This window comes from Methylobacterium sp. B4, from assembly GCF_003201865.1.
Classification (GTDB): domain Bacteria; phylum Pseudomonadota; class Alphaproteobacteria; order Rhizobiales; family Beijerinckiaceae; genus Methylobacterium.
The window spans coordinates 284,758-311,101 of sequence record NZ_QJJJ01000004.1; the positions used below are offsets into that span (position 1 = coordinate 284,758).

Consider the following 26,344-nt stretch of genomic DNA (forward strand, 5'->3'; position numbering starts at 1 on the left):
GCCGTCACGGCCCGCCCACCTGCGTGGCGTGGTAGGCGCCGAGCTTGACCATGAGCGGGAACGGCTTGGCCGGCGCCTCGAATCTCGGCGGCAGGCCGAGGATGGGGGCGGCCCGCTCGATGATCTTGCCCGTGACCACGCCGGAGTTCCAGGCGGCGGTGGCGTAGCCGCCGCTCTCGGGCAGGCCCTGCGGCTCGTCCATGATGGTGAGGAAGAGGTATTTCGGCTTGTCCATCGGCGCCGCCGCCATGAAGGTCGTGAACAGGCGGTTCTTGGCGTAGCGCCCGTTGATGACCTTCTCGGCCGTGCCGGTCTTGCCGCCGACGTAGTAGAGCGGCACCGAGGCCTTCTTGGCCGAGCCCTCGACGGCGTTGAGGCGCATGATGAAGCGCATCGCCTCGCTGGTCTCCGGCTTGACCACGCGGGTGGCCTTGGCCCGCGCCGTCTCCTCGTCGGTCTTGAGGAAGGTCGGGGTCATCAGCTCGCCGCCGTTGACGATGGCCGCCACCGCCGCCGCGGCCTGGAGCGGCGCCACGGCGAGGCCGTGGCCGAAGGCGATGGTGATGGTGTTGATCTCGGTCCAGCGCGACGGGACGATCGGGGCGGCCGATTCCGGCAGCTCCGTGCGCATGCGGTCCATCAGGCCCATCCGCTTGAGGAAGGCCTTGTGCCCCGGCACGCCGATGCCGAGCGCCATCTTCGCCGAGCCGATGTTGGAGGAGTGGGTGAACACCTCCGGCATGGTGATGACGCGGTTGGTGCCGTGATATTCGTGGATCTTCTGGCGGCCCCAGTGCAGCACGCCGCCGCGGGTATCGAAGGTGGAATTCACGTTGTACTTGCCGGAATCGAGCGCCATGGCGAGGGTCATCGCCTTGAAGGTCGAGCCCATCTCGTAGACGCCGACATTCATGCGGTTGATGCGGTCGTCGGAGAGCGCGTCCTTCGGCTCGTTGGGGTCGAAGTCGGGGTAGGAGGCGAGCGCCAGGATCTCGCCGGTGTTCACGTCCATGATCATGGAGGCGCCGGCCTTGGCCTTGAAGTGCTCCACGCCCTTCACGAGTTCGTCGCGCAGCGCGAACTGGGCGCGCAGGTCGAGGGAGAGCTGGACGGGCGAGAGATCCGTCTGCTTGGCGACGAGGCCGAACTCGTTGAGCGCCCGGTTGCCCCGGTTGTCGATGTACTTCTCGATGCCGGCGATGCCGATGTTGTCGAGGTTCGTCGCGCCGATGACGTGGGCGGCGGCCACCCCGTTCGGGTAGACGCGCTTGTGGTCGGGCAGGAAGCCGACGCCCGGGATGCCCAGGCGGTGGACTTCGAGCTGCTGCTTCGGGGTGATCTCGCGCTTGATCCAGACGAAGCCCTTCTTGGACGAAAGCTTGGTGCGCAGCTCCGCCGCGTTCAGCTCGGGCAGCACCGCGGTCAGGAGCTCGACAGCCTCGTCCCGGTCGAAGGTGCGCGCCATCCGGCTCGGCTCGGCGAAGACCGAGACGGTGCGGATGTCGGTGGCCAGGATCTCGCCGTTGCGGTCGATGATGTCCGGGCGGATCGTGGTCGTGGCGGCGGCAGCCACGCGGTGGTCGTCGCTGTTCGTGCCGGGCGTCGCCGCCATCACGAGCAGGCGCATGGAGATCGCGCCGAACACCACCGCGAAGGCAAGGCCGACCACCGCCACGCGAGCGTGCGAGCGCTCGATGGCGAGGCGGAACATCATCCGGGTGAGCCGCGTCAGCGCCGAGGCCGGCGGCTCGCTCGTCACGACGCGCTCCGGCATCGGCTCCGGCATGGATGCCGGCAGCGGCTCGGGGGCGGCCTGCGCCGCCTCGTCCGGATCGTGATGCGTCGGATCGCGTGACGGATCGTGCGACGGGTCCTGGGACACGGAACGCTACCTCGAAGCCGCGGGCGGGCGGGTGGAGACGGTGCGGGTGGTGACCGAGCCCGTGGTGCGGGGCTCGTCGCGGGCGCCTGAAGGCCTGTCCTTGGGCGTCGCGGTCGGCGTCGCCGTCGAGGCCAGCAGGCGGGCGATCTCGTCGCCGCGCTCGGGCCGCTCCGGCAGGTCGGAGAGGCGGGCGAGATGCCCGTCGCTGATCGGCTCCAGGACGAGGTGGCGCTCCACCGCCTTCTGCAGCCGGTCGGGCCGGGTCAGGAGCTGCCACTCGGCGCGCAGGACCGCGATTGCCTGACGTTCCTTGTGAAGCCCGGTCTTGAGCTTCGAGACCTGACCCGCTTGGTAGAGCGTGTCGTACTTGGTCGAGTAGGCGTAGACCGCCGAGCCGATGAGGCCGACGATCGCCAGGACGTTGAGGAGTCGGATCACCGCCGCGTCCCCCGTCCCTGCGCGGCGGGCAGGCTCGCCAGCGTCTCGATCGCCGTGAGCGGGTCCGGCGCCGCGGCCTCGGTCCGCTCGGCCGCGCGCAGCTTCGCCGAGCGCGCCCGTGGATTGACCATCGTCTCTGAATCCGAAGGCAGAACCGGCCCCTTGGTGACGGGCTTGAAGCTCTTCGGGACGAGCCGCTCGACGCCGGGCACATGCCGCGAGGCCTGCGCGGCCCGACCGCTGCGGGCGGAGAAGAACTGCTTGACGATGCGGTCCTCCAGCGAATGGAAGGTCACCACCGCCAGCCGCCCGCCGGGCCGCAGCACGCGCTCGGCGGCGTGCAGGCCGCGCACCAGCTCGCCGAGTTCGTCGTTCACCGCGATGCGCAGGCCCTGGAAGCTGCGGGTGGCCGGGTGGATCGGGCTGCCCGGCTCGGGCCGCACCACGCCGGCCACGAGGTCCGCCAGTTCGGCCGTGGTCGCGATCGGCGCGCGGCGGCGCGCCTCGACGATGGCGCGGGCCACCGCCCGCGAGCGGCGCTCCTCGCCGAAATGATAGAGGATGTCGGCGAGCGTGGTCTCGTCGGATTCGTTCACGAGGTCGGCCGCACTCGGGCCGTCGCCGCCCATGCGCATGTCGAGCGGCCCGTCCTGCCGGAACGAGAAGCCGCGCTGCGCCTCGTCGAGCTGCATCGAGGACACGCCGATATCGAGCACGACCCAGTCGGCCTGCGCCTCGCCGAGATCGGCGAGCAGCGCGTCGAGATCGCCGAAGCGGCCCTGGACCAGCCGCAGGCGCCCTTCGGACGCCGCCACGAGATCGGCGCCCGCGCGGATCGCGCTCGGATCGCGGTCGATGGCGACGACCTGAACCTCCGGCTGGGCGTCGAGCAGCCCCCGCGTGTAGCCGCCCGCACCGAAGGTGCCGTCCACGGCGAGCCCCGGCCGGTCGAGGGCGAGCGCGGCGAGGACCTCGGGCAGCATGACGGGAACGTGGCGCGCCTGCCCGGCCCGGTCGGACTCGCTCCGGTCCGGCTTGCCCGGCCGCGGTGTCCGGCTCATCGGCAGCGCTCCTGGGACCGCACTGGCTTCTCGGGGATTCCGAAGAAAGCTCGGGCGCCATCCGGCGAGGGAGGAATCATGGAGGCCTGCTGCATGGGCGGACCACGCGGCGGCGGCCCGAACGGTTGTGGCGACGCCGATCCGCGGGCGGCTCCGGCCACGCGCGCGCCTTCTCGCCGGGCAACCTGAACGAGTGTTGGCCGATCCGGAATAGGGCGTCAACGGGATGGCGCGGGGTAACATGGGCCCTCGAAACGCGTCAACGAGCTTGACCATGCAGGCTGACCCGATCTGACCGTATCAAGGTTAACCGAGCGTCAATGCGGCGTCGGCTTTCGTCAGCTCTGCCACACCGCGCCGGGGCTCGGATCATGCGTCCGCCCCGTTCCGCCCGCCCCCTCGCCGCAAGGCGCGGCGAGCCCTTGCCCGGCTCGTGGCGGGCGGCGGCATCGACGCTGCGGGGTGAGGTGGATCAGCCGGCCTGTAAGCCGGGTTCTGTAGGGCCCGCGAGCGAACTCACGGACGTGGCAGCCATTCCTCTGGGACGACCGTTGCCGGCCGCCTCGAGCAACCAACCCGGGCGACGAGCCTGGAGAGCGGGCCTGCCCCTCCCCTCGCGGGAAGGAGCGTGTCGCCCCTATTCGGTTTTGCTCCCGGTGGGGTTTGCCGTGCCGTCCGCGTTGCCGCGTCCGCGGTGCGCTCTTACCGCACCCTTTCACCCTGACCCTGCGACGGACGAGCCTTCGCAGGGCGGTCTGCTCTCTGTGGCACTGTCCCTGGGGTCGCCCCCGCCGGAGGTTATCCGGCACCGTCTCTCCATGGAGCCCGGACTTTCCTCCCCGTCTGACGACGGAGCGGCCGCCCGGCCGACTGATCCGGCGCCGGCTTGCGCCGCGAGGCACGCGGGGTCAAGCCAAATGCGCCTCACGCCTCCGCCAGCATCGCCAGCCAATCGTCCTCCGAGATGACCTTCACCCCGTGGCGCTCGGCCTCCTTGAGTTTCGAGCCCGCGCCGGGGCCGGCGACGACGAGGTCTGTCTTGGCCGAGACCGAGCCCGAGACCTTGGCGCCCAGGCGCTCGGCGGTGGCCTTAGCCTCGCTCCGGGTCATTTTTTCAAGGGTGCCCGTGAACACCACGGTCTTGCCGGCAAAGGCGGCGGCCGAGGTCGTGGCCGCCAGCGGTTCGGTTTTCACCTCGTCGAGGAGGGCGCGCACGGCCGCATCGTTGTGCGGTTCGGTGAAGAACTGGATCAGCGAATCCGTCGCCACCGGGCCGATCTCGCCGTCGTCGGCAAACAGCCGGTAGGCGTCCCCGGGCCGCTGCGAGGCGGCCCGCTCCAGGGCCGCATCGACGGCCTCCTCGCTGCCGTAATGGGTGAGCACCGCCTCGCGCTGGGACGGCGTCAGCCGCCCGCGCAGGCGAGCGCCGAGGGACGCCTCCGCCAGCGCCTCGCCCGGCAGCGGATCGAGCGTCTCGAAGAGCCGGTCGCGGGTGCCCGGCCCGATGCGGGGAAGGCTCGAGAGTTCGAGCCAGTCGGGCCCCGCCTGCTCCTTCGCCGCCGCCGCGATGGCGGCCATCAGAGCCGCCATGTCGGGAAACCGCTTGGCCAGCGCCTTGGCGGTCGACTCGCCGATCTGCGGGATGCCGAGGGCGAACAGGAACCGGTTGAGCGGGATGGACCGGCGCGCCTCCAGCGAGGCGAGGAGGTTCTTGATCGCCTTGTCCTCCTCCTCGCCCTTCTTCTTGGTCGGCTTCTTCGGGGCGGGCTCGCCCTCGGCCCGGCGCTGCGCCGAGAGCGCCTCGCGCCGCGCGACGATCGCCGCCTTGAGCGGTTCGAAATCGAGGCGGAACAGGTCGGCGGGCTGCTTCACGAGACCCGCCTCGAACAGCACCTCGATATAGGTCTGGCCGAAGCCTTCGAGATCGAAGCCGTTGCGCGAGACGAAGTGCTTGAGCCGCTCCACACCCTGCGCCGGGCAGATCAGTCCCCCGGTGCAGCGGCGCACGGCGTCGATCTTTTTCGTACGCGGGTTCAACTCCCGGACAGCCTTGCTGCCGCAGGCCGGGCAGGTCTCGGGGAAGACGAAGGGCACGGCACCGGCCGGGCGCTTGTCGAGCACCACGTCCCGCACCTTGGGGATCACGTCGCCGGCGCGCACCACGATCACCGTGTCGCCGACGCGGATGTCGCGGCCCTCGCGGATCGGCTCGCCGTCGGCGCCCACGCCCTGGACGTAGCCCTCGTTGTGCAAGGTCGCGTTGGAGACCACGACGCCGCCGACCGTGACGGGCTTCAGGCGTGCCAGCGGGTTGAGCGAGCCGGTGCGCCCGACATTGATGTCGATGGCCAGAAGCTCGGTGAAGGCTTCCTGCGCCGCGAACTTGTGGGCGAGCGCCCAGCGCGGCGCCCGGCTGACGAAGCCGAGCCGGCGCTGGAAGCCGAGATCGTCGACCTTGTAGACGACGCCGTCGATGTCGTAGCCGAGACCCGCCCGCTCCGCCTCGATGGCGCGGTAATGCGCGATCATCTCGTCGGCCGAGGCGCACCGCTTGGTCCGCGGGTTCACCGGCAGGCCCCAGCCCCGAAAGCGTTCCAGCACCGCCGATTGCGTGTCGGCGAAGGGCTCCGAGACCTCGCCCCAGGCGTAGGCGAAGAAGCGCAAGGGCCGCGAGGCGGTGATCGCCGGATCGAGCTGGCGCAGCGAGCCGGCCGCGGCGTTGCGGGGGTTGGCGAAGAGCGGCTTGCCCGCCGCCTCCTGCCGCGCGTTGATGGCGGCGAAATCCTCGTGCGACAGGTAGACCTCGCCGCGCACCTCCAGCACGGCGGGAAAGCCCTCGCCGGAGAGTCTCTCCGGGATGTCATCGACGGTGAGCGCGTTGGCCGTGACGTTCTCGCCGACCTCGCCGTCACCCCGGGTGGCGGCGGTGACGAGCTTGCCCGCCTCGTAGCGCAGGGAGAGCGACAGCCCGTCGATCTTCGGCTCCGCGGTGAAGGCGACGGACTCCTCGGCGGAGAGGTTGAGGAAGCGGCGCACGCGCGCGACGAACTCCTCCACATCCTCGTCGGCGAAGGCGTTGCCCAGCGAGAGCATCGGCACGGCGTGCCGGACCTTGGCGAATTTTTCCGAAGGCTTGGCGCCGACGCCCGCGCTCGCCTCGGTGGTGCCCGTCAGCGCGGGAAAGCGCGCCTCGATCGCTTCCAGCTCCTGGCGCAGGGCATCGTACTCGGCGTCCGAGAGTTCGGGCGCGTCCTCGTTGTAGTAGAGCTGGTTCGCCCGCTCGATCGCCCTCGACAGCTCGGCATGGCGCGACTGGGCGGCATCCTCGCTCAGGGCTTCGACGGCGGCGGAAATCGGCGTGCGCGGCATGAGCCGCATTTACCGCATCTCGCACGACGGTGCGTTAACGCTCGCGGTTTCACGACCCCATTCCCGCCACAACTCGACCGTCAGAACCCTCGAAACGACGGCTCGAGGACGGACCATGGCAGGACGCATCATCACGGCACTGGCGCTTGCTGGCCTCGCGGGGCCGGCGCTTGCCGCACCCTGCACGCCGCCGACGGCCCCGCCGGCGGAAGCGCGGCCGGAAAAGCCGAAGCTTCCCGAAAAGCCCGCCTGCCTCGACAAGAAGGAGGGCTGCCCCGGCTGGGAGGCCTACAGCTACAACGATGCGATCAAGGCCTACAACGCGCAAGCCCAAGCTTTCCAATCGATCGCAGGGGCTTACGTCCAGCGGCTCAACGCCTACGTCAAGGCGAGTTCGGACTATGCGCAGTGCGAGGTGAAGGCGCTGCAGCAATAGCGCCGCGCCCTCGCTGTCACTGGCAGGCGTGATAGGTTCTGGGCTGTGAGCGTGCAGCCCGAAGTCCGGATGACGGCCGATGAATTCCTGGCCTGGGCCGAGGGCCGTCCGGGACGGCACGAACGCGCCGACGGCGAAGTTTTTTCCAATGACGCGGGACCGTGTCGGGCACGCGGTGACGAAGTTTGTCGCGCAGACGGCTCTGCGCGCCGCGATCCGTGCTGGTCGTCTCCCTTGCGAAATGCCGCCCGACGGCTTGTCCGTCCGGGTGGACGATCGGACGGGCTTCGAGCCGGACGCGCTCGTCCATGGCGGCGCGCGTCTCGATCCCGACGCGACGACGGTTTCCGAGCCGCTGATTGTCGTGGAGGTCCTCTCGCCGAATACGAAGCCCGTCGATCCCGGCTTTAAATTTCAAGGCTACTTCCAGCTGCCGAGCGTGCAGCATGACCTCATCCTCGACACCGGGCGGCGCACGGTGATCCACCATCACCGCGGCGCGGGCGAACTGATCGAGACGCGCATCGCCGCCTCGGGCGAACTCTTCCTCGATCCGCCAGGTCTCACGATCGGCGTCGGAGGCCTGTTCGCCGAGCCGTGAGGCGGCCCTTGCTTGACGGCCCGTGAGCACGGTGCGACAGGCCCGTCACCGCTGACCAGACACGGGACGGTTCCATGTCCGACGACACCCTCGACCTCCTCGTCCTCGGCAACGCGATCGTCGATCTGATCGCGCATTCCGACGAGAGCTTCCTGAAGGCGCAGGGCGTGACGAAGGGCGCGATGCAGCTCATCGACGAGCCGCGCGCGGAGGCCCTGTTCGAGGTGATGGGGCCGGCGACCGTCGTGTCCGGCGGCTCGGGCGCCAACACCGCCGTCGGCGCCGCCCTGCTCGGGGCCAAGACCGGCTTCATCGGCAAGGTGCACGAGGACGAGCTGGGCCACCTGTTCAGCCACGATCTGAAGGCGACGGGCGTGCGCTTCACGGTTCCGCCGACGGCCGAGGGCCCGGCCACCGCCCGCTGCTTCATCCTGGTGACGCCCGACGGCGAGCGCACCATGAACACCTATCTCGGCGCCTGCCAGGGGCTCTCGCCCGACGACGTGGACGAGGCCACCGTGCGCGCGGCCCGCGTCACCTATCTCGAAGGCTACCTGTGGGATCCGCCGGCCGCCAAGGACGCCTTCCGCAAGGCGGTGAAAATTGCGCATTCCGCCGGCAACGCCGTGGCGCTGACCCTGTCCGACGCCTTCTGCGTCGGCCGCTACCGCGAGGAATTCCTCGAACTCCTTCGCAACGGCAGCATCGACATCCTGTTCGCCAATATCGGCGAGCTGCAGAGCCTCTATCAGACCGACGACCCCGAGGCTGCGATTGCGGCACTGCGCGAGGAGCGCGGCGTCAAGGGCACGCACCTGCTCGGTCTCGTCACCCGCTCGGCTGAAGGCGCACTCGTGGTGCGCGGCGGGGAGGTCCGCTCGGTCGAAGCCTTCCCCGCCCGAGAGGTGGTCGACAGCACCGGGGCCGGCGATCTGTTCGCGGCAGGCTTCCTGGCCGGCTACACCCGCGGCATCGACTACGTGGCGAGCGCCCGTCTGGGTGCCCTCGCGGCGGCCGAGGTGATCGAGCATATCGGTGCCCGCCCGCAGCGCGACCTGCTGGCGCTCGCCCGCGAGCACCGGCTGATCTGAGCGGCGTTCGGTAGCCCGGCGCCCGCGAAGGGCGCCGGAGCCTGAGGCCGGATCAGCGCGAGCCGATCAGCTCCACGTCGAAGATCAGCGTGGCGTTGGGCGGGATCACGCCGCCCGCGCCGCGGGCGCCGTAGCCGAGATCCGGCGGGATCGTCAGGATGCGGCGGCCGCCGGCCTTCATCGTGGCGACACCCTCGTCCCAGCCGCGGATCACCTGTCCGGCGCCGATGGTGAAGGAGAAGGGCTGACCGCGGTCGCGGGAGGAGTCGAACTTCTTGCCGCGCTTGCCGCCGCCCTCGTCGAGCCAGCCGGTGTAGTGGACGGTGACCTGCTGGCCGGACTTCGGCTCGGGGCCGGTGCCGACCACCTCGTCGGTGTAGCTGAGGCCCGAGGGCAGCGTGACGGGCTGGGCGGCGGAAGCGGCACTGGTCATGGCGAGGGCGATGGCTCCGGCTATGGGAAGAATCGAGCGCATGAATCTCGTCTCGGCGCGTCGTCGCGGACGACGGGGCGCGCGGGTTAGCACGCTTCGCGCGGTCGCGCCTAATAGCGCGCGCTGATCGCCCCGCGCTCGACCGCGCAGCCGCCCGCCTGCGGGCCGACGACGAGGTCGCCCTGGCGCGGGTTGTTGAGCGCCAGCGGCGCGGTGTCCTTCCGGGCGAAGAAGCCGCCGCCGAGCTGATCCTCGAAGAAGCCGTCGCCGAAGCGGATGTAGCAGCGATCGATCACCGCCACCGTGGCGAAATTGGCCCGGTAGGCGGCCTGCTCCGGCAGGGCGCCCGGCCCGCAGGTCAACGCCACGTCGATGCGGCCGGACTGGTTGTAGCGGATCGTCTGCGAACGGTGCGGGCGCACCGCCACCCAGGGGCCGCCATCGCGGCTGACGAGGGCGGTGTAGCCGGATTTGTTGATGATCTGCCGGGTGCAGCCGGCCTGTGCCGACGACGTTCCCGCAGCGGCCAGGGTGACGAGGGCCGCCGCCATCCCGAGTGCCGACCTCAACCCGCGCATCGTTCTCTCCGCTCGTCAGGGCCGCCACGGAGCCTTCCCCGCCGGCCACGCTTTCGCCGATCAACCGGGAGCCGGCGCGCGCGTTCCATTGCGGGCACGGATCGCTGCCTCTTATGGTCAATCCGCCGGGAGGGAAGACGGCTGCGTCCGGCAAAACGCATATAAACCGATTGCCTCGCCGCCGCATCGAGCCGTAGTCTCAATGCATAATACGAAAGCGCGCGATCAGTGCGTTGCGCGGCGAGCTTCCCCCGGAGGAGGCCGAAATCCGGGAGGATCCGTCCGATGAGCCGTTGCCGGATATGCGTTTCGCGTCCTGCGTGCAGAGTCCGTTCCGATCGGAGCTGAGGGCGGATGATGCAGGAGACGTCCCGATCCGGGCCGCTCGCCGGCCTGAAGGTCGTCGAACTCGCCCACATCATGGCCGGACCCGTCTGCGGGTTGATGCTCGGCGACATGGGGGCCGAGGTCATCAAGGTCGAGAAGATCGACGGCGGCGACGACACCCGCCGCTCGGTCCCGCCCGCGATCGGGGGCGAGAGCGCCGCCTACATGATGATGAACCGCGGCAAGCGCGGCATCGCCCTCGATCTCAAGAGCGCGGAGGGCAAGGCGGTGCTGCGCCGCCTGCTGGGCGATGCCGACGTGCTGATCGAGAATTACCGCGCCGGCACCATGGAGCGCCTGGGCCTCGGTTACGATGTCCTGAAGGCCGAGTTTCCGGGGCTGATCTACTGCTCGCTCTCGGGCTTCGGCCGCTCCGGTCCCTATGCCGAGCGGGCGGGCTTCGATCTCGTGGCGCAGGGCATGAGCGGATTGATGAGCATCACCGGCGAGGGGCTGGGCCGCCCGCCGATGAAGTGCGGGCCGCCGGTGACCGACATCACCGCCGGCATCCTGGCGGCGATGGGCGTGCTCGCCGCCCACGTGCACAAGCTGAAGACCGGCGAGGGGCAGGTGGTCGACACCTCCCTGTTCGAGGCCGGCATCACCCTCACCTACTGGCAATCGGCCATCGCCATGGCGACCGGCGTCGCGCCTGGGCCGATGGGCTCGGCCCATCCGCTCAACGCGCCCTACGAGGCCTTCGAGACGGCCGACGGCTGGATCACCATCGGCGCGGCCAACCAGACCAACTGGCTGCGGCTGCTGGCCGTGCTCGGTGCCGAGGCGCTGGCGGGCGACCCCCGCTTTGCCGCCAACCGCGACCGCATGGCCCATCGCGAGGCGCTGGCGCAGGCGCTGGCTCCGCATTTCCGCACGGCGCCCTCGGCCGACTGGCTCGCGCGGCTGGAAGCGGGCGGCGTGCCGGCCGGCCCGGTCCTCGACGTGCTGGCGATGCAAGCCGACCCGCAGGCGCGTGCGCGGGAGATGGTGGTCGAGGTCGAGCACGCCCGTGCCGGGCCGATGAGCACGCTCGGCTTGCCCGTGAAATTCTCAGGGACGCCCGGACGCGTGCACGGGCCGGCGCCGCTTCTGGGTGAGCACAGCCGCGCCATTCTGGGCCAGGCGGGCTACGATGCGGCGCAGATCGACGACTTGATCGCCCGGGGCGTCGTGGGCGAGACCACGGCCTGAGACCACGCTGCGAGGGACGCCCCATGAACGCTGACGCCGAGACCGCACCGACCGACGAACTCCTGTTCGCGGTGGACGAGGCGGGCATCGCCCGCATCACCCTCAACCGGCCGAAGGCGCGCAACGCGCTCACCTTCGCGATGTATCGCGGGCTGGTGGAGCTGTGCGAGCGGATCGAGGCGGATCGCGCGATCAAGGCGGTGATCGTCACGGGCGCGGGCGACAAGGCCTTCGCCGCCGGCACCGACATCTCCCAGTTCCGCTCCTTCGACAAGCCGGAGGACGCGCTCGGCTACGAGCGCTTCATGGACCGGGTGCTCGGCAGCCTGGAATCCTTGAGGGTGCCGACCATCGCGGCGGTCGCGGGGGCCTGCACCGGGGGCGGCGCGGCCATTGCGGCGGCCTGCGACATGCGCATCGCCAGCCGCGACGCCCGCTTCGGCATCCCGATCGCCCGCACCCTCGGCAATTGCCTGTCGCAGAACACGCTCCGTCGGCTCGTGAGCCTGATCGGCGCCCCGCGGGTGAAGGACATCCTGTTCACCGCCCGCCTGGTCGATGCGCCGGAGGCGCTGGCGATCGGGCTCGTCAACGAGGTCGTGGAGGATGCCGCCGCCTTGCAGGCCCGGGCCGTGGCGCTCGCGACCCTGCTCGCGAGCCACGCGCCGCTCACCCTCCAGGCGACCAAGGAAGGCCTGCGCCGTATCGCCCAGGAGGGCGCGCCCGAGGCGTCCGAGGGCGAGCGGCCCGGGGACGACCTGATCGTGATGACCTACATGAGCGAGGATTTTCGCGAGGGCATGGAAGCCTTCCTCGCCAAGCGCCCGCCGCACTTCAAGGGGCGCTGACGGGCGGCGCCCTCATCGCGCCGCCGAGACCGGCTCGGCCCCTTCCTCGCCGTACATCGCCGCGATCACCGGCTTCTTGGAGCGGATGTGCCGCCGCATCAGGGCCGCCAGCGCATCCCCGTCCCCGGCGCGCAGGAGCGGGATCATCCGCTCGTGCTCGTCGACCGCCTGGGCCCACTGCTCCTCGGTCTGGTGCGCCATGTAGCGGGAGCGCTGGATGCGACCCGTCAAGCCCATATACAGGCTGTACAATTTCGAGTTGCGGCTGGCCAGCATGATGGCCTCGTGGATCTCACGGTTGAGCCGGAAGTAGACCGCCTCGTCGCGGTTCTGCCACGCGGCCATCATGCCCCGGTGCTTCTCCTCGATCTGGGCCAGATCGTCCTCGGTGATGGTGCGACAGGCGATGTCGCAGGCGGTCGCCTCCAGCCCGGCGATGATCTCGATCATCTCCTCGAGTTCGTTGCGCGAGATGCTCGCGACCCGGGCGCCGCGATTGGGCAGGAGTTCGAGCAACCCTTCCGTGGCGAGGATCTTGATCGCTTCCCGCAGGGGCGTGCGCGAGATGCCGAACCGTTCGGTCAGCTCGCTCTCGTTGACGCGGGCGCGTGGTTCCAATTCGCCTTCGTTGATCAACTCGCGCATGCGGTCCGCTACCTCATCGTGCAGGTAGCGGCGGCTGATCCCGATACTGGGCTCAATTCTATTCATCGAGCACTCAAATCATTTTTAATGCGATACATCGCGTCACTAGCTCTAGGCACGGCGCAAACGCCTGTCGAGATCATGACGCGTACCCAACTCCCTGGGACACATCAAAATGCTTGTGAGGTCGCGCCGAGATCGGGCCGAGGCACGGCGCCTCGCGCTTGCCGCGGTTTGTATTTTTCATGCATGACCGGCTGAGCGATCATCCGGTTTGCACCGACTCCGCCGGAGCCGACGGGTGAAGGCCTGCTACGGGACGGACGCGCGATGATCGATCTGTTCAGCGACACTCAGACGCGGCCGAGCACGGGCATGCGCGAGGCCATGGCGCGGGCGGAAGTCGGCGACGAGCAGTCGGGCTCCGACCCGACGACCAATGCCCTGTGCGAGCGGGTGGCGGCCCTGCTCGGCATGGAGGCGGGCGTGTTCATGCCGTCCGGCACGATGTGCAACCTCGCCTCGATCCTCGTGCATTGCCGACCCGGCGAAGAGATCGTGGTCGACGACCAGTCCCACATCTACAACACGGAAGCCGCCGGTGCGGCGGCGGTCGGGGGCGTTTCGGTCAAGGCCCTGCCGACGCGGGTGGGGCTGTTCACCCTGGCGCAGGTCGAGGCGGCGATCCGGGTTCCGCAGCGCACGGCGCCGCGCTCCCGGCTCGTGTCGATCGAGCAGACCACGAGCTTTTCCGGCGGCACGGTCTGGGACGTGGGCGAGATGCGCCTGATCCGCGACTACGCCCAGGCGCGCGGGCTCAAGGCCCATATCGACGGCGCCCGGCTGCTGAACGCGGTCGTCGCCACCGGCATTTCCGCGGCCGATTACGCGGCCGGCTTCGACAGCGCCTGGATCGATCTGAGCAAGGGACTCGGCTGCCCGGTCGGGGCCGTTCTGTGCGGCTCGGCCGACTTCGTGGAGCGAGCTTGGCAGTGGAAGTACCGGCTCGGCGGCGCCATGCGCCAGTCGGGCGTGCTGGCGGCGGCGGGGCTCTACGCCCTCGACCACCACATGACCCAGCTCGCCGAAGACAACGCCAATGCCGGCCGCTTGCACCGGGCCATCGCCGACGTGCCCGGGCTCGGCTTCGATCCGACGGCGGGTCAGTCGAATATCCTCTGTTTCACCGTGGAGGCATTGGGCATTCCGGCTGCCGCCTTCGCCGCCGCCTGTCTCGAAGAGGGCGTGCGGGTGCGCGCCATCGGCACGCATCAGATCCGGGCCACCGCCAATCTCGACGTGGACCGGGCCGGCATCGAGCGGGCGGCGGAGGTCATCCGCACCAAGGCGACGATGTTCGGCCAACGCCCGTAGCACGTCCGACCCGCAACGCTTTCGGGCGCTGCGCTGGGCCGATGCCTGGGCAGTCCCTGGGCGGTCCGTCCCGAAGACGAACCGCCGCAAGTTGCAAAAAATCTACTTCTTGTTGTCGAGCTCCTGGGCCATCTTCAGGTGCTCGTCCAGGTGCGGCTTCGTCTTGACGGCGAAGGCCTTGAGCGCCGCGTTGTCGCCGCTGTCGGCGTAGCGCTTGTAGAGGTCGACGGCGTTCTTGTGGCCGGTGACCTGATCGTCGTGATACTGCTTGGTGAAGTCGTCACCGCTCAGGCCCTTGAGCTTGTCGATCTTGCTCTGATGGGCCGAGTCCAGCGCGGTCGGGATGTTGAGTTTCATGTCGCCCGTCTGCACGACGGATTTCAGCTCGTCCGAGACCTTTTTATGGTCTTCGATCATCTTCTTAGCGTAGGCCTTGGTCTTCTCGTCGGCCTTCTCAAGCGCGAGTTTGCTCGACTCGGTCTCGAACATGTCGCTGATCACGGCCTGGGTCACGAAGTCCTGGGACGATGGCGCGACGCCGATCAGCGAGTTCACGCCGGTCTTCTCTCCGACCGACTGAGCATGGGCCGGCATCCCCGCCGCGCCCAGCAGAAGCAGGCAGGCGGCAGCGGTGATTGACGTTCTCATGGAAGTCTCCTCAAGGCGAACGCGGATATGCAGGAGCAACCGGAGCGCGCCTTCGAGGTTCCTGTCCGGGGCGTTACACCGCGCCGTCCGAGGAATGGTCGGAGTGAACCGTCAGAGGGGACAATCGGCGGTCTCGCGGGCGAGCCAGTCGATGACGCGGGAAAGCGCCTTGCGCTCGCTGCCGCCCTCGGCCATTGCCGCCTCGTAGGCGCGGATCTGGCCATCCGCACTGGAGCCGCACTCGACGATGGTGAGCGCGTGGGCGACCTGGGCCGCGCAGCCCAGCGCCGCCGCATCCTCCGCCACGAGGTCGAGCAGGCGCTCGACGAGCCGGCGCAGAGGCACGGCCTCGTCCGCCGCCTCGTCGATCAGGGCGGCGTGGATGCCCTCGCGCTGCACCCGCCAGAGGTTCTCCATCACGAAGCCCCGCGAGGCGCCGGTCGGCCCGGCATTCAGCTCGGGCCGGCGCACGCAGAGCCGCACGAGGCAGCGGTAGAGGGCGGCGATCGCCAGCGTGTCCTTGAGGCGCGTGCAGCTGTCGGCCACCCGCAATTCCAGGGTCGGGTACCGGACCGAGGGGCGGATGTGCCACCACAGGAAGGTCGCGTCCTCGATCGCACCGGCCCGCGTCATCACCCGCACGTAGCGCTCGAAATCCGCATCGTCGGCGAACAGTTCGGGCAATCCGGTGCGCGGCAGCTCGGCATAGGCCCGCAGGCGGTAGCCCGCCAGCCCGGTGCGGTGGCGCTCGTAGAAGGGCGAGGAGGTCGAGAGCGCCAGAAGCACCGGCAGGAACGGCATCAGCCGGTTGATCAGCGCGATCCGCTGGCCCGGCTCGGGCACCTCGACATGGATGTGCAGGCCGCTGACGATGGAGCGTCGCCCCACCATCTGCAGCGTCTCGATCATCTTGCGGTAGCGGACCTTGGCGGTCTCGCGCTGGTCGGTCCAGACCGCGGTCGGGTGGGTGCCGGCGGCGAAGACCTTCAGGCCGTGCTCGCGGCCGATGGCGCACAGGCCGGTGCGCAGCTTGGCCAGAGCCTCGTGCGTCTCCGCGAAGCTCGTCGAGGGCTTGGAGCAGATCTCCGCCTGGCTCTCCAGCAATTCGCGCTCGACGCCGTCGAGGCGGCTGCGCGCCGCCTTATGGAAGTCGGAGACCGATTCGCGCGGCGCCGAGCGGGTGCGGCCGTCCGCCAGGAACAGCTCTTCCTCGATCCCGAACCGATATTCGTGAGCCATGGCGTCCTTCGCCTTCCGCCCGGCGATCCACCGAACCGGCCGAGGGACAAGCAAGCGCCAGCCCAGTCCGCTCCCGCGTTAACGTACGATACGATCGAGGCGGTTGTTCACGAAGAAATACAGCTCCTTGGCACCGGGCTCCATGTAGAGCACCTGCACCTCGCGCCCCGAGCGCCCCTCGCCGATCAGCACGTCGGTGGGCGGGCGGCCCTTCAAGCGCACGAGCTCGCACTCGCCGATGCCGGTCTCGATGGCGGCCGCGCCGCCCGGCGCGGTTCCCGTGCAGGCGCCGCTTCCGTCGAGCACCGGTCCGGAGACGGCGTGCGCGGCCGGAGCGGCAGGAAGCACGGCGCTCGGCGGGGGCGGCGGCCGAAGCGGCGCCGCGCGCTCGGACGTGGTGCAGCCCGCCAGGAGGAGGATGGGGATCAGCGCGGTCGATCGTCTCAAGGCGTCGGTCTCTTCTCCGGCCCGGTCTCGCCCGTGGCCCGCCCGGGGCGGGCGCTTCCGTCGGAGCGGGCCTCCAGGGCGCGGGCGAACAGGTCGGCCGCATCGTCGTGGAAGGCGTTGCGGGAATCGGGCCGCGTGTAGAACATGTGGCCGCCGGGATAAACCGAGAGCTTCAGCCGGTCGCCCGTCCCGTAGGCGGGCACTTGGTCGATCAGCAGCTTCGAGGCGAAGTAGGGGGTCACGAGGTCGGTGAAGCCGTGCACCACGAGGACCCGCAGGGTCCCGTCGAGGGCGAGAACGTCTTTCAGCGCGCCCATCACCTCCGGGGCCGAGCGGCCCGAGCCCCAGTTCCAACCGCGATTCACCGCGCTGTTCAGCAATTCGTAGCGCATGTTCTCGACGCGCCAGTTCAGGCGGCCGGTGTAAAGCTGCACCATGGCGGTAGTGAGCGGCGCCTGGAGCGCGGTCAGCACCGGATCCTCGAAGCCCGAATGGGGCGCGGTCGGGTCGGGGTCCCAGCCGGTCACGCCCGTATCGTAGGCGGAGGCGACGCGGCCCATGTCCCGCCCGATCTCGCGCTGATAGCTGTGGACCGTGGGCCGCCCCGCCTGCAGCCGCACGGTCTCGGGGTCGAGACCGACCAACGCCGCGACCTTGCCCGTCAGCCGGGCCACCGCCTCGCGGTCGCTCGGACCCTTCAGCAGGTCGGTCAGATACTCCCCGGCCGCGTAGCTCTCCGCGTCGCGCATCAGCGCGCGGCTCGGCGTCGTGCCGGAGCGCTCCAGGGCCGCGGCGGCGAAGGAGGGGAGCTTGGTGACGAAGCCCCAGGGCGTCGTACGGGCGGTCTGCAGCCAGTTGAAATCGAGCACGGGCGAGACGAGCACGAGGCCCGACAGCCCCACGCCTACGTCCTGCTGGAGTTTCTGCGCGATCAGCGGTCCGCGGAAGCCGCCGTAGCTCTCGCCGACGAAGAATTTCGGGGAGGCGAGCCGGTCGTTCTGGCGCAGGTAGCGGGCGATGGCGGCGGCGAGGACGGAGGCATCGGAATCGACGCCCCAGTACTTCTTGGCGTCCCCGTCCGCGGCGCGGCTGTAGCCGGTGCCGACGGGATCGATGAAGACGAGGTCGGTGAAGTCGAGCCAGGTGGCCGGGTTCGGCTGGAGGGCGATCGACTGCGAGGGGCTGATCGATGCGCCGTCGGTCGGCAGGCGCCAGGGGCCGATCGCGCCGATGTTGAGATAGGCCGAGGCCGCGCCGGGCCCGCCGTTGACGCCGAAGGTCACGGGCCGCTCGGCGCGCTCCTCGGGCTTGCCGGCCTTCCGATAGGCGATGAAGGCGATCTCGGATTGGAGCTTTCCGTCCTCATCGACCAGCGCGAGGCTGCCGGCGGTGGCGGTGAAGCCGAGCTTGCGCCCGTTCGACAGGTCGATGCTGTGCTCGGTGGTCGAATCCGGCGGCAGGCGCCGCCCCTCCGGCGCCTTGCGGGCGGGGCCCTGCTCCTGTCGCTGCCCCTGAGCCGGCGGCTGGCCGTGCTGGGCGAGGACGGGAAGCGGGCCGAGGCCGACGGCGACGGAGAGCAGGCCGGCGAGGCCGATCCGGATCGCGCGGGGCGGACGAGGGGGCGTGAGGGGCTGCGTCATGGCTCGTCTGCGATCCTTGTCGGGATTCGATGAGAGGCGGGGCGTTTGCCTCACGCCTTCTTGGTCCAGCGCCCGCTCTCGTCCTGCTGCCAGTAGGCGACCGCATGCCCGGCGGCCTTGGCGCCGCGCCACTGCTCGCGGGCATGGAGCAGGGCGTCGGTGTCGGTGCCGTCGAACAGGATGCAGATGCGCTGGTAGGCGCCGGCATCCTCCGGCAGCTCCGCTCCCTCGACCAGAAAGCGGATCGAGGCGCCGTTGGGATTGATCTCCCTCAAGGTCAGCACGACGGGCTGTGTCGCCGCATCGGTGTCGCGGTCGGTGCCGTGGGGCAGGAAGCTCTCGTCGGTGTAGGTCCACAATCCGTCATCGAGCGCCTGCAGCCGCTCCTCGGTGACGGCCTGGATGGCCGACTGCCAGCCGCGCTCCAGCGACTTCTCGAGCAGGTTGGGCAGCACCTTCTCGAGGGGCTGGCGCTGGAGGTGGTAGAAGAGGATCTCGGTCACGGCTTGGCTGCATATAGGGTTCGGTGGTCCGCCGGCAGTGCGGACGCAGCGTCGCGGTCGCGCGAATTCCGGCCCGGCGGGGCCTCGCGGCGGCCTCGCTCCGAAACAATGCCTGCGGCGGCGGGTTCGTCCTTCACAATCGATTCAAGGGAAGGAAACAACCATGCCGACCAACAATCTCACCAAGACCCTCGCCCTGGCCGCCGCGCTGACCCTCGCCGTCTCGGGGGCGGCCCTCGCCCAGTCGAGCACCGGCAAGGGCGGCACCGGCGGCACCACGGACAGCGCCAGCCCCGTGCGCAACAACACCGGCAACAGCATGCGGCCGACCAACGACAACCCCGGCGCCACCACCGGCTCGACGGGCACCATGGCCCCGGGCGCCACGAGCGGCGCGAAGACCGGAGCCGGCACCTCGGGCGGCACCGGCGCCCGCTGAGCGGGACCGATTTCCCCGGGGTGAAGGGGCCGGAGCCGATCCGGCCCCTTTTTTCGTGCGCGGCCGCTCTCAGGCCGGCTCGATCAGGTGCGGCACGAACAGGGCGCCGTCGCCGGTGATCGGGCCGTCCGACTCGCGGACGCAGAGGCCGGCCGGTGCATCGCCGACGATCCAGGCGCCGACCAGCGGACGCCGCCCGTCGAAACACGGCAGCTCCGCCAGCCCCTGCCGGATGAAGCCCTCGGCGCCGTAGGGCCCCTCCTCCCCGGCGATGCGGGCGCCCTCCCCCGAGAAAATCTCGACATTGGCACCCTCGCGCGAGAGCAGCGGCTTGCGCACATGGGCGCCGCTCAAGCTGGCGCAGGCCGGGTCCGCCTCGAAATAAGCCGGCAGCAGGTTCGGGTGGCCCGGTTCGCGCGCCCAGAGATGGGCGAGCAGGCCCTTGTTGGAGAGCACCATCTTCCAGGGCGGTTCGAGGAAGCGCGTGGACGAGGCGGCGACCGCCGTGCCGAAAGCGTCCTGGAAGGCCCATTCCCAGGGATAGAGCTTGAACAGCGTCGCGAAGGGGCGCTCGTCCGGCCCGCAGAAGGCGCCGTCGGCCCGAAGGCCGATCTGCGCCAGATCGAGCAGCAGAGTCTCGCGGCTCGCCTGCACCGCGCAATCCTGGAGGTAGGCCACCGTGCCGAGATCCTCCGGGCCGCTCGTATCGGCGGCAAAGGCCGTCAGCCCCGACGGCAAGATCTCGGTCAGGCGCGCAATCAGCCGCTCGTGGATCGCGTTGAACTGATCGCTGCCCGCCCGCAGGCGCCCGTCCCGTAGGCCCTGCTCCAGCCAGTGCCACTGGAAGACGGCGCTCTCGTAGAGAGCGGTCGGCGTATCGGCGTTGTATTCGAGGAGCTTCGCCGGCCCCGTGCCGGCGTAGGAGAAATCGAGCCGGCCGTAGAGGCTCGGATCGCCCCGTCGCCAGCTCGTGCGCACCGCGTCCCGGGCCGCCTCGGGAATGTGCAGCGAGGCGAGGATGCGCTCGTCCTCCACAGCCGCGGCGGTGAAGTCGAGGCAGAGGGCGTGCAATTCGGCCGCCGGCGCCTCGATGTCGTCCTCGATCTCGCGCAGGCTGAACGCGTAGGCGTGGCTCTCGTCCCAGTAGGGCGCGCCGTCGATGGTGTGGAAGGCAAAGCCCGCCGTTTCCGCGATCGCCCGCCAGCCGGGCCGCTCTCCGCAGGCGAGGCGTCGCATCAGCCACCGCCGAAGGAGGAGAAGCCCTTGCCGCTGCTCCCGAAGCCGCCGAACGAGACCTTGCTGCCGAGGGAGGACCCGTGGACCTTGCCCGACGAGGCGGAGCCGCCCGACCCCGTCGAAACCTTCGTGCCGGAACCGGTGCAGTAGCTTCCGCCGTGGCCGCCATGGCCGCTGGCGTGATCGTAGACGGGTTCGGGGGTGACGCCCTGCGCGGCGCTGCGGCCGATCATGTAGCCCGCCATGCGCGGCACGAAGCGGAGCGAGCCGGCCGCCGTCGCGTCGTCGAGACAGCGGGATCCGCCGTGGTGGCGCTCGCAGGCGCCCTGGCTGTCGTAATGCGGCGCCGTGCCCGGATAGGCGGCGCGGGCGATGCGGTACTCGTTGTGGCATTCGCCTGCCGGTCGGATGCCCTCGGCGGCGCAGGCGGATGGGTCGGCATAGACCAGAACGTCCCGGGAGGGAGCGGTCCGCGTGATGCTGCCGAGGCTGAGCGCGGCGAGGCCGGCGCCCGCCACGAGCACGGTCGAAACCGTCTGCGAGCGCTTGATCGCGCCCCTGTCGGGCGGGGTGACGGCCGGCGCGGGCTCGCCCGATATCCGGCGGCCGAAGCGTTTCGAGGGCGCGCGCTCGTCCGCCACGGCGTCAGTAGCTCATGCAGGCGGCGTTCACGAGGCCGCCCGCCAGGGAGGCGGCCCCGAGCAGCACGGCTGGCGCCGCCTGCCCTTCGTCGATACGCCGGGACAGCTCGGGCAGCAGCGGCCGCATCAGCCAATAGACCGCGACCTGCACGACGAGGGCGACGAGCCCCCAGACGATGCAGTCGAGGAGCGAGCCGGAATAACGCACCGCCGCGGAGAGAGGGATCGCGTAGCCGAGCAGGCTTCCCCCGAGAGCGAGCGCGGCGGCGAGATTGCCCTCGCGCACCAGGGCGATCTCCCGATGCGCGGTCGCGGTGAGGTAGGTGACGAGGTAGAGGGCGACGAGCCCAAGCGAGACGGCGAAGTAGGCCAGGAAGGCCGGCAGGCCCGCGATCGTCGTCACCCTGTCGCTCCTCGCCTCAGACCAATCGGCTCTGCTCGATCGCCGCGGCGATGAAGCCCTTGAACAGCGGGTGCGGCTCGAAGGGACGCGACTTCAGCTCCGGGTGGAACTGCACGCCGATGAACCAGGGGTGACCCTCGTGCTCCACCGTCTCCGGCAGGAGTCCGTCCGGCGAGGTGCCGGAGAAGCGCAGGCCCTTGGCCTCCAGGCACGCGCGATAGGCCATGTTGACCTCGTAGCGGTGCCGGTGGCGCTCCGAAATTTCGGTGTCGCCGTACATCTGCGCGATCTTGGTGCCCTCGGCCAGGGTCGCCTTGTAGGCGCCGAGCCGCATGGTGCCGCCGAGGTCGCTCTCGGCCGCGCGCCGCTCCAGTTCGTTGCCGCGCATCCACTCGGTGAGAAGGCCGACCACCGGCTCGCGGGTCTCGCCGAACTCGGTGGAATTGGCGCTCTCGATGCCGGCAAGCGAGCGGGCCGCCTCGATCACGGCCATCTGCATGCCGAAACAGATGCCGAAATACGGGATGTTGCGCTCTCTCGCGTAGCGGGCCGCGCGGATCTTGCCCTCCGCGCCGCGCTGGCCGAAGCCGCCGGGCACGAGGATGCCGTGCAGGCCCTCCAGGAACGGCGCCGGGTCCTCGCGCTCGAACACCTCCGCCTCGATCCATTCGAGGTTGACGCGCACGTTGTTGGCGATGCCGCCATGGGTCAGCGCCTCGGTGAGCGACTTGTAGGCGTCCTTGAGCCCCGTGTACTTGCCGACGATGGCGATGGTGACCTCGCCCTCGGGGTTGCGCACCCGCTCGAGGATGTTCTGCCAGCGGTCGAGCTTGGGCTCGCTCTCGGGCTCCATCTGGAAATGGGCCAGGATCTCCCGGTCGAGCCCCGCTTCGCGATAGGAGAGCGGCACGGCGTAGATCGTGTCGACGTCGCGGGCCTCGATGACCGCGCTCTCCCGCACGTTGCAGAACAGGCCGAGCTTGCGCCGCTCGTCCACCGGGATCGGCCGGTCGCAGCGGCAGAGCAGGATGTCGGGCTGGATGCCGATGGAGCGCAGTTCCTTCACGGAGTGCTGCGTCGGCTTGGTCTTCAGCTCGCCGGCCGAGGGGATGTAGGGCAGTAGCGTGAGGTGCAGGTAGCAGACGCTGCCGCGCGGGCGCTCCTGGCCGATCTGGCGGATCGCCTCGAAGAAGGGCAGGCCCTCGATGTCGCCCACCGTGCCGCCGATCTCGACGAGCACGAAGTCGTACGCGTCGTTGCCGTCGAGGACGAAGGCCTTGATGGCGTTGGTGACATGCGGGATCACCTGGATCGTGGCGCCGAGATAGTCGCCGCGCCGCTCCTTGGTGATGATGTCGAGGTAGATCCGCCCCGTGGTCACGTTGTCGGCGCGCGAGGCCGGCAGGCCGGTGAAGCGCTCGTAATGGCCCAGATCCAAGTCGGTCTCGGCGCCGTCGTCGGTGACGAAGACCTCGCCGTGCTGGGTCGGGCTCATCGTGCCCGGATCGACGTTGAGATAGGGGTCGAGCTTGCGCAGCCGCACGCGATAGCCGCGCGCCTGGAGCAGGGCCGCGAGGGCGGCGGAGGCGAGACCCTTGCCCAGGGAGGAAACCACGCCGCCGGTGATGAAGACGTACCGCGTCATGGGCTCTGGTCCATAAAGGGGCTCAAGCGATTCGCCAAACCGCAACGGTTGCCGCACCCCGCCGGCCGCGCGGAGGGCGGCATGGGCGCAACGCCCCTCATGCCGTTGAGGAAATTCGTTCGAGGTCTCGCGGCCGAAGCACCGGCCGCAAGGGTCTTCTGCGCATTGGGTCCGCCCGCCGGTGCGGCGGACGGGTCATCCTCAGCGCGATTGCGGCGCGTCGGGCGTCGCGGGGGCGGGCGCGGCCGGCGCAGGCGCCGCCGGTGCGGCAGGAGCCGGCGCCGCGGGAGCGGGGGTCGCCGGGGTTGCCGCCTTGGCCGGCGCGTCGGTCGGGACCGAGCTCGGCTGGCCGGCGCCGCCCGGGGCGGGGGCGCCCTGGCGCAGCGTGTCGAGCAGGTTGTCGGCGTTCACCGGCTTGTCGGTCTGCGTCTGGCCCTGCTGCTCGGTCCCGTCGAGGATCGAGCGGGGCGCGGCGCTGCGGTGGGCCATGATCGCGAGCGCGATGCTGGTGGTGAAGAACAGGGCCGCGAGGATCGCGGTGGCACGGGTCAGCGCGTTCGCTTGGCCGCGGCCGGTCATGAAGCCGGAGACGCCGCCGCCCCCGCCGCCGCCGAGCCCGAGACCACCCTCCGAGCGCTGAAGCAGCACCACGGCGATGAGCGACAGCACGATGATGAGGTGGACGACGATGAGGACGGTCTGCATTGCGTTTCCAGTGCCCGCTCGGCGCGGACGCTCTCGGGGTGCGGCCTGCGAAACACTGGTCGCGCGCAAAAGCGGCGCGCCCGCGGGTTCCGCCGCACGAAGTGGGGGCTCCTACACCGTTTGCCCACCCGCGCCAACCGGGCATCGCGCCCCGAGGCGGGACAATCGCCTCCGGTCCGCGACCGTGACTGGCCTTGCGGGCGCGCTCCGTGCGAAGAGCGGAGATGACCGATTTCAAAGCCGAAGCCGGGCGCCTGCGCGCCTTCATCGACCGCGCCGACCGCGAGGAGATGGCCGCCGTCCAGACGGAACTCCTGCGCATCGCCCTGGATCGGCCCGATCCGGCGGGCCGGGCGCAGACCATGGACGCGTTGCAGGCCGCGCTTTCCGACGAGATCCGCCCGGACGCGATGAGCCCGCTGCAGCAGGCCTTCTACGTCGCCGTGCTCGCGATGATCGAGCGGACCAAGGAGGCGGTCGCCAAGTCGCCGGCCCGCGAGACCTGAACACGTCCCTGGACAGCCGGCGCGCACGACCTCCGGCCGGCGGGCAGGCCCTGCTCGTCGTCGATGTCCAGCCCGGCTTCCCGGTGCCGGAGGCGGTCGTCGCCGGGATCGCCGCGCTGAGCCGCAGGCTGCACACCGTCGCGACGGTGGAGCGGCACGACGAGGCGGTGACGCCCTTCGCGGGGCAGCTCGGCTGGACGCCGCCGGTGGACGCGGCGCCGCTGGTTCCAGCCGACCGGGTCTTCGTCAAGCACGGCTACCTGCCGCCGCCCGAGCTGATCGACCATTTCAGGGCGCTGGGGGTGGAGCGCGTCCTCGTCTGCGGCGTGCAGGCCGAGACCTGCTGTCTCGCCGCCGGCTTCCTCCTGTTCGATGCCGGACTGCGCCCGACCCTGCTGCGATGGCTCAGCGTCGGATCCTCCCTCGACCGCTCGGGCGCCCTCGGAGCCACCCTGTGGCGGCATCATTTCGGGAGCGTGCTGGACGGTCCGGAGGCGCTGCACCTTGCCGCCGCGAGGGCGAGCCAGGCGGGACCGAAATCGGGCTCGACCCCGTCGTCCCGCTGAAGCCAAGCCTCCATCCGCACGCGGCCGTCCGTCATGGGCTTCTCGGCCACCAGTGTGCTCTCCTGGCCGCCCGAGCCCCCGGTGTCCCGGTCCAGACGGTAGCGGACACGGTGTGGACCGAGAGGGCGGACCATCGTCAGAGTGGACGCGTCACCGCCGGATCCGGGCCTCAGCCGGATCTCGAAGAGGGCGCGCCGACCCTCCTGCCCGATCGGTTGCAGGACGAGGCCGTTCCGATCCTGCCGCGCGACGAAGCCGTCGGGAATATCGACCGTCAGGCGGCACCCGCCTTCGGGCGTCTCGGCCGCGCTGATCTCGGTCGCCGATTCGGTCGTCGACGTGCCGCCGGTCGGAATAAGGAGCGCCGCGATCGCGGCCGACAGCGCCCACCGCCGCGCCCCCGCCGGGATGCGGCCGGCGACAGGGCACGGCCAGGGCGACATCAGTCCTCGTAGGCGCGGCAGATCCCGAGAAAGTCTTCCGCCACGAGGCTGGCGCCGCCGACCAGCGCACCGTCGACATTCTCCACCGCCATCAGCTCGCGGGCGTTCGAGGGCTTCACCGAGCCGCCGTAGAGGATGCGGATCTTGTGGGCCTCGTGGCCGACCAGCTTGTCGAGCATCTCGCGCAGGGAGGCGTGGACCTCGGCGATCTCCTTGGCCGTCGGGGTGCGGCCGGAGCCGATGGCCCAGACCGGCTCGTAGGCGATCACCGTGTCCTCGCTGGTGGCACCCTTCGGCAGGCCGATGGCGAGCTGCGCGCGCACGATGTCCAGCGCACGGCCCTGCTGACGCTCCTCCATGGTCTCGCCGACGCAGATGATGCCGCGAAGGCCCGCGCGCCGGGCGCCGAGCGCCTTGGCGTGGACGCCGTCATCCGTCTCGAAATGGTAGGCGCGCCGCTCGGAATGGCCGACGATGACGTAGGTCGCGCCGAGATCGGCGAACATCTCCGCCGAGATCGAGCCGGTGAAGGCGCCGTTTGGACGGGCATGCAGGTTCTGGCCGCCGATGGAGACCGCCGAGCCGTAGACCGCGGCGACACAGGAGGAGATCAGCGTCGCGGGCGGGCAGATGAGGACGTCGATCTTCTCGACGAGCGCGGGCGACAACCCGTCGCGGATCGCCTCGACGATCGGGACGGAGGAGCGCAGGCCGTTCATCTTCCAGTTGCCGGCAACCAGCGGACGGCGTCCCTCGCTTGCCATGGTCTCTCGGTTCTCCGTTGTCTGGATTGTGAAGCTCGACCCTGTGCGGGCGGGCCTAGCAGAGCGGGCTTGGGCGCGCAAACGGGTCCACGGCCGTTCGAGTGACGCCGACGGCATGCCCTTTGCGCGGGCGCCTCGATCGTCTATCGCGAGGCTCGACACGGTCCCCGCGCTCTCGCGTTCGG

At 70.3% G+C, this 26,344-nt stretch carries 28 protein-coding genes and 1 other RNA gene; 9 read left to right on the forward strand and 20 right to left on the reverse strand.

Going from position 1 to position 26,344, the window contains the following annotated elements:
- Positions 1-4: 4 nt before the first annotated feature.
- The 5 genes from BY998_RS08510 to ligA all read right to left on the reverse strand — a co-directional run bounded on the left by BY998_RS08510 (position 5) and on the right by ligA (position 6,750).
- A complete protein-coding gene (locus BY998_RS08510) occupies positions 5-1,774 on the reverse strand; it encodes a penicillin-binding protein 2 (protein WP_245421534.1) in 1,770 nt (589 codons plus the stop codon).
- A 114-nt stretch (positions 1,775-1,888) separates the two neighbouring features.
- On the reverse strand, positions 1,889-2,320 hold the full coding sequence (locus BY998_RS08515) for a hypothetical protein (protein ID WP_110351203.1): 432 nt from the start codon (positions 2,318-2,320) through the stop codon (positions 1,889-1,891).
- Positions 2,317-3,381: a 16S rRNA (cytosine(1402)-N(4))-methyltransferase RsmH gene (rsmH, locus tag BY998_RS08520; protein WP_110351204.1), complete on the reverse strand. Its 1,065-nt coding sequence runs from the start codon at positions 3,379-3,381 to the stop codon at positions 2,317-2,319. The genes BY998_RS08515 and rsmH overlap by 4 nt, the downstream gene beginning before the upstream one ends.
- A 468-nt stretch (positions 3,382-3,849) precedes the next feature.
- Positions 3,850-4,255, reverse strand: an RNA gene (rnpB, locus tag BY998_RS08525) — RNase P RNA component class A.
- Between the two features lie 50 nt (positions 4,256-4,305).
- A complete protein-coding gene (ligA, locus tag BY998_RS08530; protein WP_110351270.1) occupies positions 4,306-6,750 on the reverse strand; it encodes an NAD-dependent DNA ligase LigA in 2,445 nt (814 codons plus the stop codon).
- 115 nt (positions 6,751-6,865) lie between these two features.
- Between ligA and BY998_RS08535 the strand changes: the two genes are divergently transcribed.
- From BY998_RS08535 to BY998_RS08545, 3 genes are all read left to right on the forward strand, one after another.
- Entirely contained in the window at positions 6,866-7,186 is a 321-nt protein-coding gene (locus BY998_RS08535) for a hypothetical protein (protein WP_110351205.1), read from the forward strand.
- Between the two features lie 241 nt (positions 7,187-7,427).
- The gene (locus BY998_RS25160) at positions 7,428-7,787 is read left to right on the forward strand and encodes a Uma2 family endonuclease (protein WP_348629209.1); all 360 of its coding nucleotides are present in this window, start codon (positions 7,428-7,430) and stop codon (positions 7,785-7,787) included.
- Positions 7,788-7,861: 74 nt separating this feature from the next.
- Positions 7,862-8,878 carry an adenosine kinase gene (locus BY998_RS08545; protein WP_110351206.1) on the forward strand — a complete coding sequence of 339 codons (1,017 nt, stop codon included), beginning with the start codon at positions 7,862-7,864 and terminating at the stop codon, positions 8,876-8,878.
- A gap of 52 nt (positions 8,879-8,930) precedes the next feature.
- On the opposite strand, the gene BY998_RS08550 is transcribed toward BY998_RS08545, so the two are convergent.
- Together BY998_RS08550 and BY998_RS08555 are read right to left on the reverse strand one after the other, a co-directional pair.
- Complete coding sequence (locus tag BY998_RS08550; protein WP_110351207.1) at positions 8,931-9,353, reverse strand: FKBP-type peptidyl-prolyl cis-trans isomerase; 423 nt, start codon at positions 9,351-9,353, stop codon at positions 8,931-8,933.
- Between the two features lie 68 nt (positions 9,354-9,421).
- Positions 9,422-9,889 carry a hypothetical protein gene (locus BY998_RS08555; RefSeq protein WP_110351208.1) on the reverse strand — a complete coding sequence of 156 codons (468 nt, stop codon included), beginning with the start codon at positions 9,887-9,889 and terminating at the stop codon, positions 9,422-9,424.
- A gap of 357 nt (positions 9,890-10,246) precedes the next feature.
- Between BY998_RS08555 and BY998_RS08560 the strand changes: the two genes are divergently transcribed.
- Together BY998_RS08560 and BY998_RS08565 are read left to right on the forward strand one after the other, a co-directional pair.
- Positions 10,247-11,467 carry a CoA transferase gene (locus BY998_RS08560; RefSeq protein WP_110351271.1) on the forward strand — a complete coding sequence of 407 codons (1,221 nt, stop codon included), beginning with the start codon at positions 10,247-10,249 and terminating at the stop codon, positions 11,465-11,467.
- Between the two features lie 23 nt (positions 11,468-11,490).
- Complete coding sequence (locus BY998_RS08565) at positions 11,491-12,315, forward strand: enoyl-CoA hydratase/isomerase family protein (RefSeq protein WP_110351209.1); 825 nt, start codon at positions 11,491-11,493, stop codon at positions 12,313-12,315.
- Positions 12,316-12,327: 12 nt separating this feature from the next.
- Here the strand turns inward: BY998_RS08565 and BY998_RS08570 are convergent, their stop codons facing one another.
- Positions 12,328-13,026 (reverse strand): GntR family transcriptional regulator, encoded by a 699-nt coding sequence (locus tag BY998_RS08570; RefSeq protein WP_110351210.1) that lies wholly within the window; start codon positions 13,024-13,026, stop codon positions 12,328-12,330.
- Positions 13,027-13,290: 264 nt separating this feature from the next.
- Here BY998_RS08570 and BY998_RS08575 point away from each other — a divergent pair, with 264 nt between their 5' ends.
- On the forward strand, positions 13,291-14,334 hold the full coding sequence (locus tag BY998_RS08575; RefSeq protein ID WP_110351211.1) for a threonine aldolase family protein: 1,044 nt from the start codon (positions 13,291-13,293) through the stop codon (positions 14,332-14,334).
- Between the two features lie 102 nt (positions 14,335-14,436).
- On the opposite strand, the gene BY998_RS08580 is transcribed toward BY998_RS08575, so the two are convergent.
- The 5 genes from BY998_RS08580 to BY998_RS08600 form a co-directional block, all read right to left on the reverse strand.
- The gene (locus BY998_RS08580; RefSeq protein WP_110351212.1) at positions 14,437-14,982 is read right to left on the reverse strand and encodes a DUF4142 domain-containing protein; all 546 of its coding nucleotides are present in this window, start codon (positions 14,980-14,982) and stop codon (positions 14,437-14,439) included.
- A 111-nt stretch (positions 14,983-15,093) separates the two neighbouring features.
- Positions 15,094-16,221: a carboxylate-amine ligase gene (locus BY998_RS08585; RefSeq protein ID WP_110351213.1), complete on the reverse strand. Its 1,128-nt coding sequence runs from the start codon at positions 16,219-16,221 to the stop codon at positions 15,094-15,096.
- A gap of 78 nt (positions 16,222-16,299) precedes the next feature.
- A complete protein-coding gene (locus BY998_RS08590) occupies positions 16,300-16,668 on the reverse strand; it encodes a hypothetical protein (protein WP_110351214.1) in 369 nt (122 codons plus the stop codon).
- On the reverse strand, positions 16,665-18,308 hold the full coding sequence (locus BY998_RS08595; protein ID WP_110351215.1) for a peptidase S10: 1,644 nt from the start codon (positions 18,306-18,308) through the stop codon (positions 16,665-16,667). Before BY998_RS08595 ends, BY998_RS08590 begins: the two co-directional genes overlap by 4 nt.
- Positions 18,309-18,358: 50 nt before the next feature.
- Positions 18,359-18,811 (reverse strand): DNA polymerase III subunit chi, encoded by a 453-nt coding sequence (locus BY998_RS08600; protein WP_110351216.1) that lies wholly within the window; start codon positions 18,809-18,811, stop codon positions 18,359-18,361.
- A gap of 163 nt (positions 18,812-18,974) precedes the next feature.
- On the opposite strand from BY998_RS08600, the gene BY998_RS08605 reads away from it, so the two are divergent.
- Entirely contained in the window at positions 18,975-19,250 is a 276-nt protein-coding gene (locus BY998_RS08605) for a hypothetical protein (RefSeq protein WP_110351217.1), read from the forward strand.
- Positions 19,251-19,319: 69 nt separating this feature from the next.
- Here the strand turns inward: BY998_RS08605 and BY998_RS08610 are convergent, their stop codons facing one another.
- The 5 genes from BY998_RS08610 to secG all read right to left on the reverse strand — a co-directional run bounded on the left by BY998_RS08610 (position 19,320) and on the right by secG (position 23,880).
- Positions 19,320-20,486 carry a glutathionylspermidine synthase family protein gene (locus BY998_RS08610; protein ID WP_110351218.1) on the reverse strand — a complete coding sequence of 389 codons (1,167 nt, stop codon included), beginning with the start codon at positions 20,484-20,486 and terminating at the stop codon, positions 19,320-19,322.
- A complete protein-coding gene (locus BY998_RS08615) occupies positions 20,486-21,127 on the reverse strand; it encodes a DUF1190 domain-containing protein (protein ID WP_110351219.1) in 642 nt (213 codons plus the stop codon). Before BY998_RS08615 ends, BY998_RS08610 begins: the two co-directional genes overlap by 1 nt.
- A gap of 4 nt (positions 21,128-21,131) precedes the next feature.
- Positions 21,132-21,530 (reverse strand): DUF350 domain-containing protein, encoded by a 399-nt coding sequence (locus BY998_RS08620; RefSeq protein ID WP_110351220.1) that lies wholly within the window; start codon positions 21,528-21,530, stop codon positions 21,132-21,134.
- Between the two features lie 16 nt (positions 21,531-21,546).
- A complete protein-coding gene (locus tag BY998_RS08625; RefSeq protein ID WP_110351221.1) occupies positions 21,547-23,175 on the reverse strand; it encodes a CTP synthase in 1,629 nt (542 codons plus the stop codon).
- 201 nt (positions 23,176-23,376) lie between these two features.
- A complete protein-coding gene (gene secG / locus BY998_RS08630) occupies positions 23,377-23,880 on the reverse strand; it encodes a preprotein translocase subunit SecG (RefSeq protein ID WP_110351222.1) in 504 nt (167 codons plus the stop codon).
- A gap of 224 nt (positions 23,881-24,104) precedes the next feature.
- Here secG and BY998_RS08635 point away from each other — a divergent pair, with 224 nt between their 5' ends.
- Positions 24,105-24,386 carry a hypothetical protein gene (locus BY998_RS08635; RefSeq protein WP_110351223.1) on the forward strand — a complete coding sequence of 94 codons (282 nt, stop codon included), beginning with the start codon at positions 24,105-24,107 and terminating at the stop codon, positions 24,384-24,386.
- An 83-nt stretch (positions 24,387-24,469) separates the two neighbouring features.
- Positions 24,470-24,952 carry a cysteine hydrolase family protein gene (locus BY998_RS08640; protein WP_245421530.1) on the forward strand — a complete coding sequence of 161 codons (483 nt, stop codon included), beginning with the start codon at positions 24,470-24,472 and terminating at the stop codon, positions 24,950-24,952.
- On the opposite strand, the gene BY998_RS24270 is transcribed toward BY998_RS08640, so the two are convergent.
- Positions 24,850-25,395, reverse strand: coding sequence for a Tsi3 family protein (locus tag BY998_RS24270; RefSeq protein ID WP_181425462.1), 546 nt, complete (start codon positions 25,393-25,395; stop codon positions 24,850-24,852). The genes BY998_RS08640 and BY998_RS24270 overlap by 103 nt on opposite strands.
- Positions 25,395-26,159, reverse strand: a complete 765-nt coding sequence (tpiA, locus tag BY998_RS08650) for a triose-phosphate isomerase (protein WP_110351224.1) — start codon at positions 26,157-26,159, stop codon at positions 25,395-25,397. The genes BY998_RS24270 and tpiA overlap by 1 nt, the downstream gene beginning before the upstream one ends.
- Between the last annotated feature and the right edge of the window lie 185 nt (positions 26,160-26,344).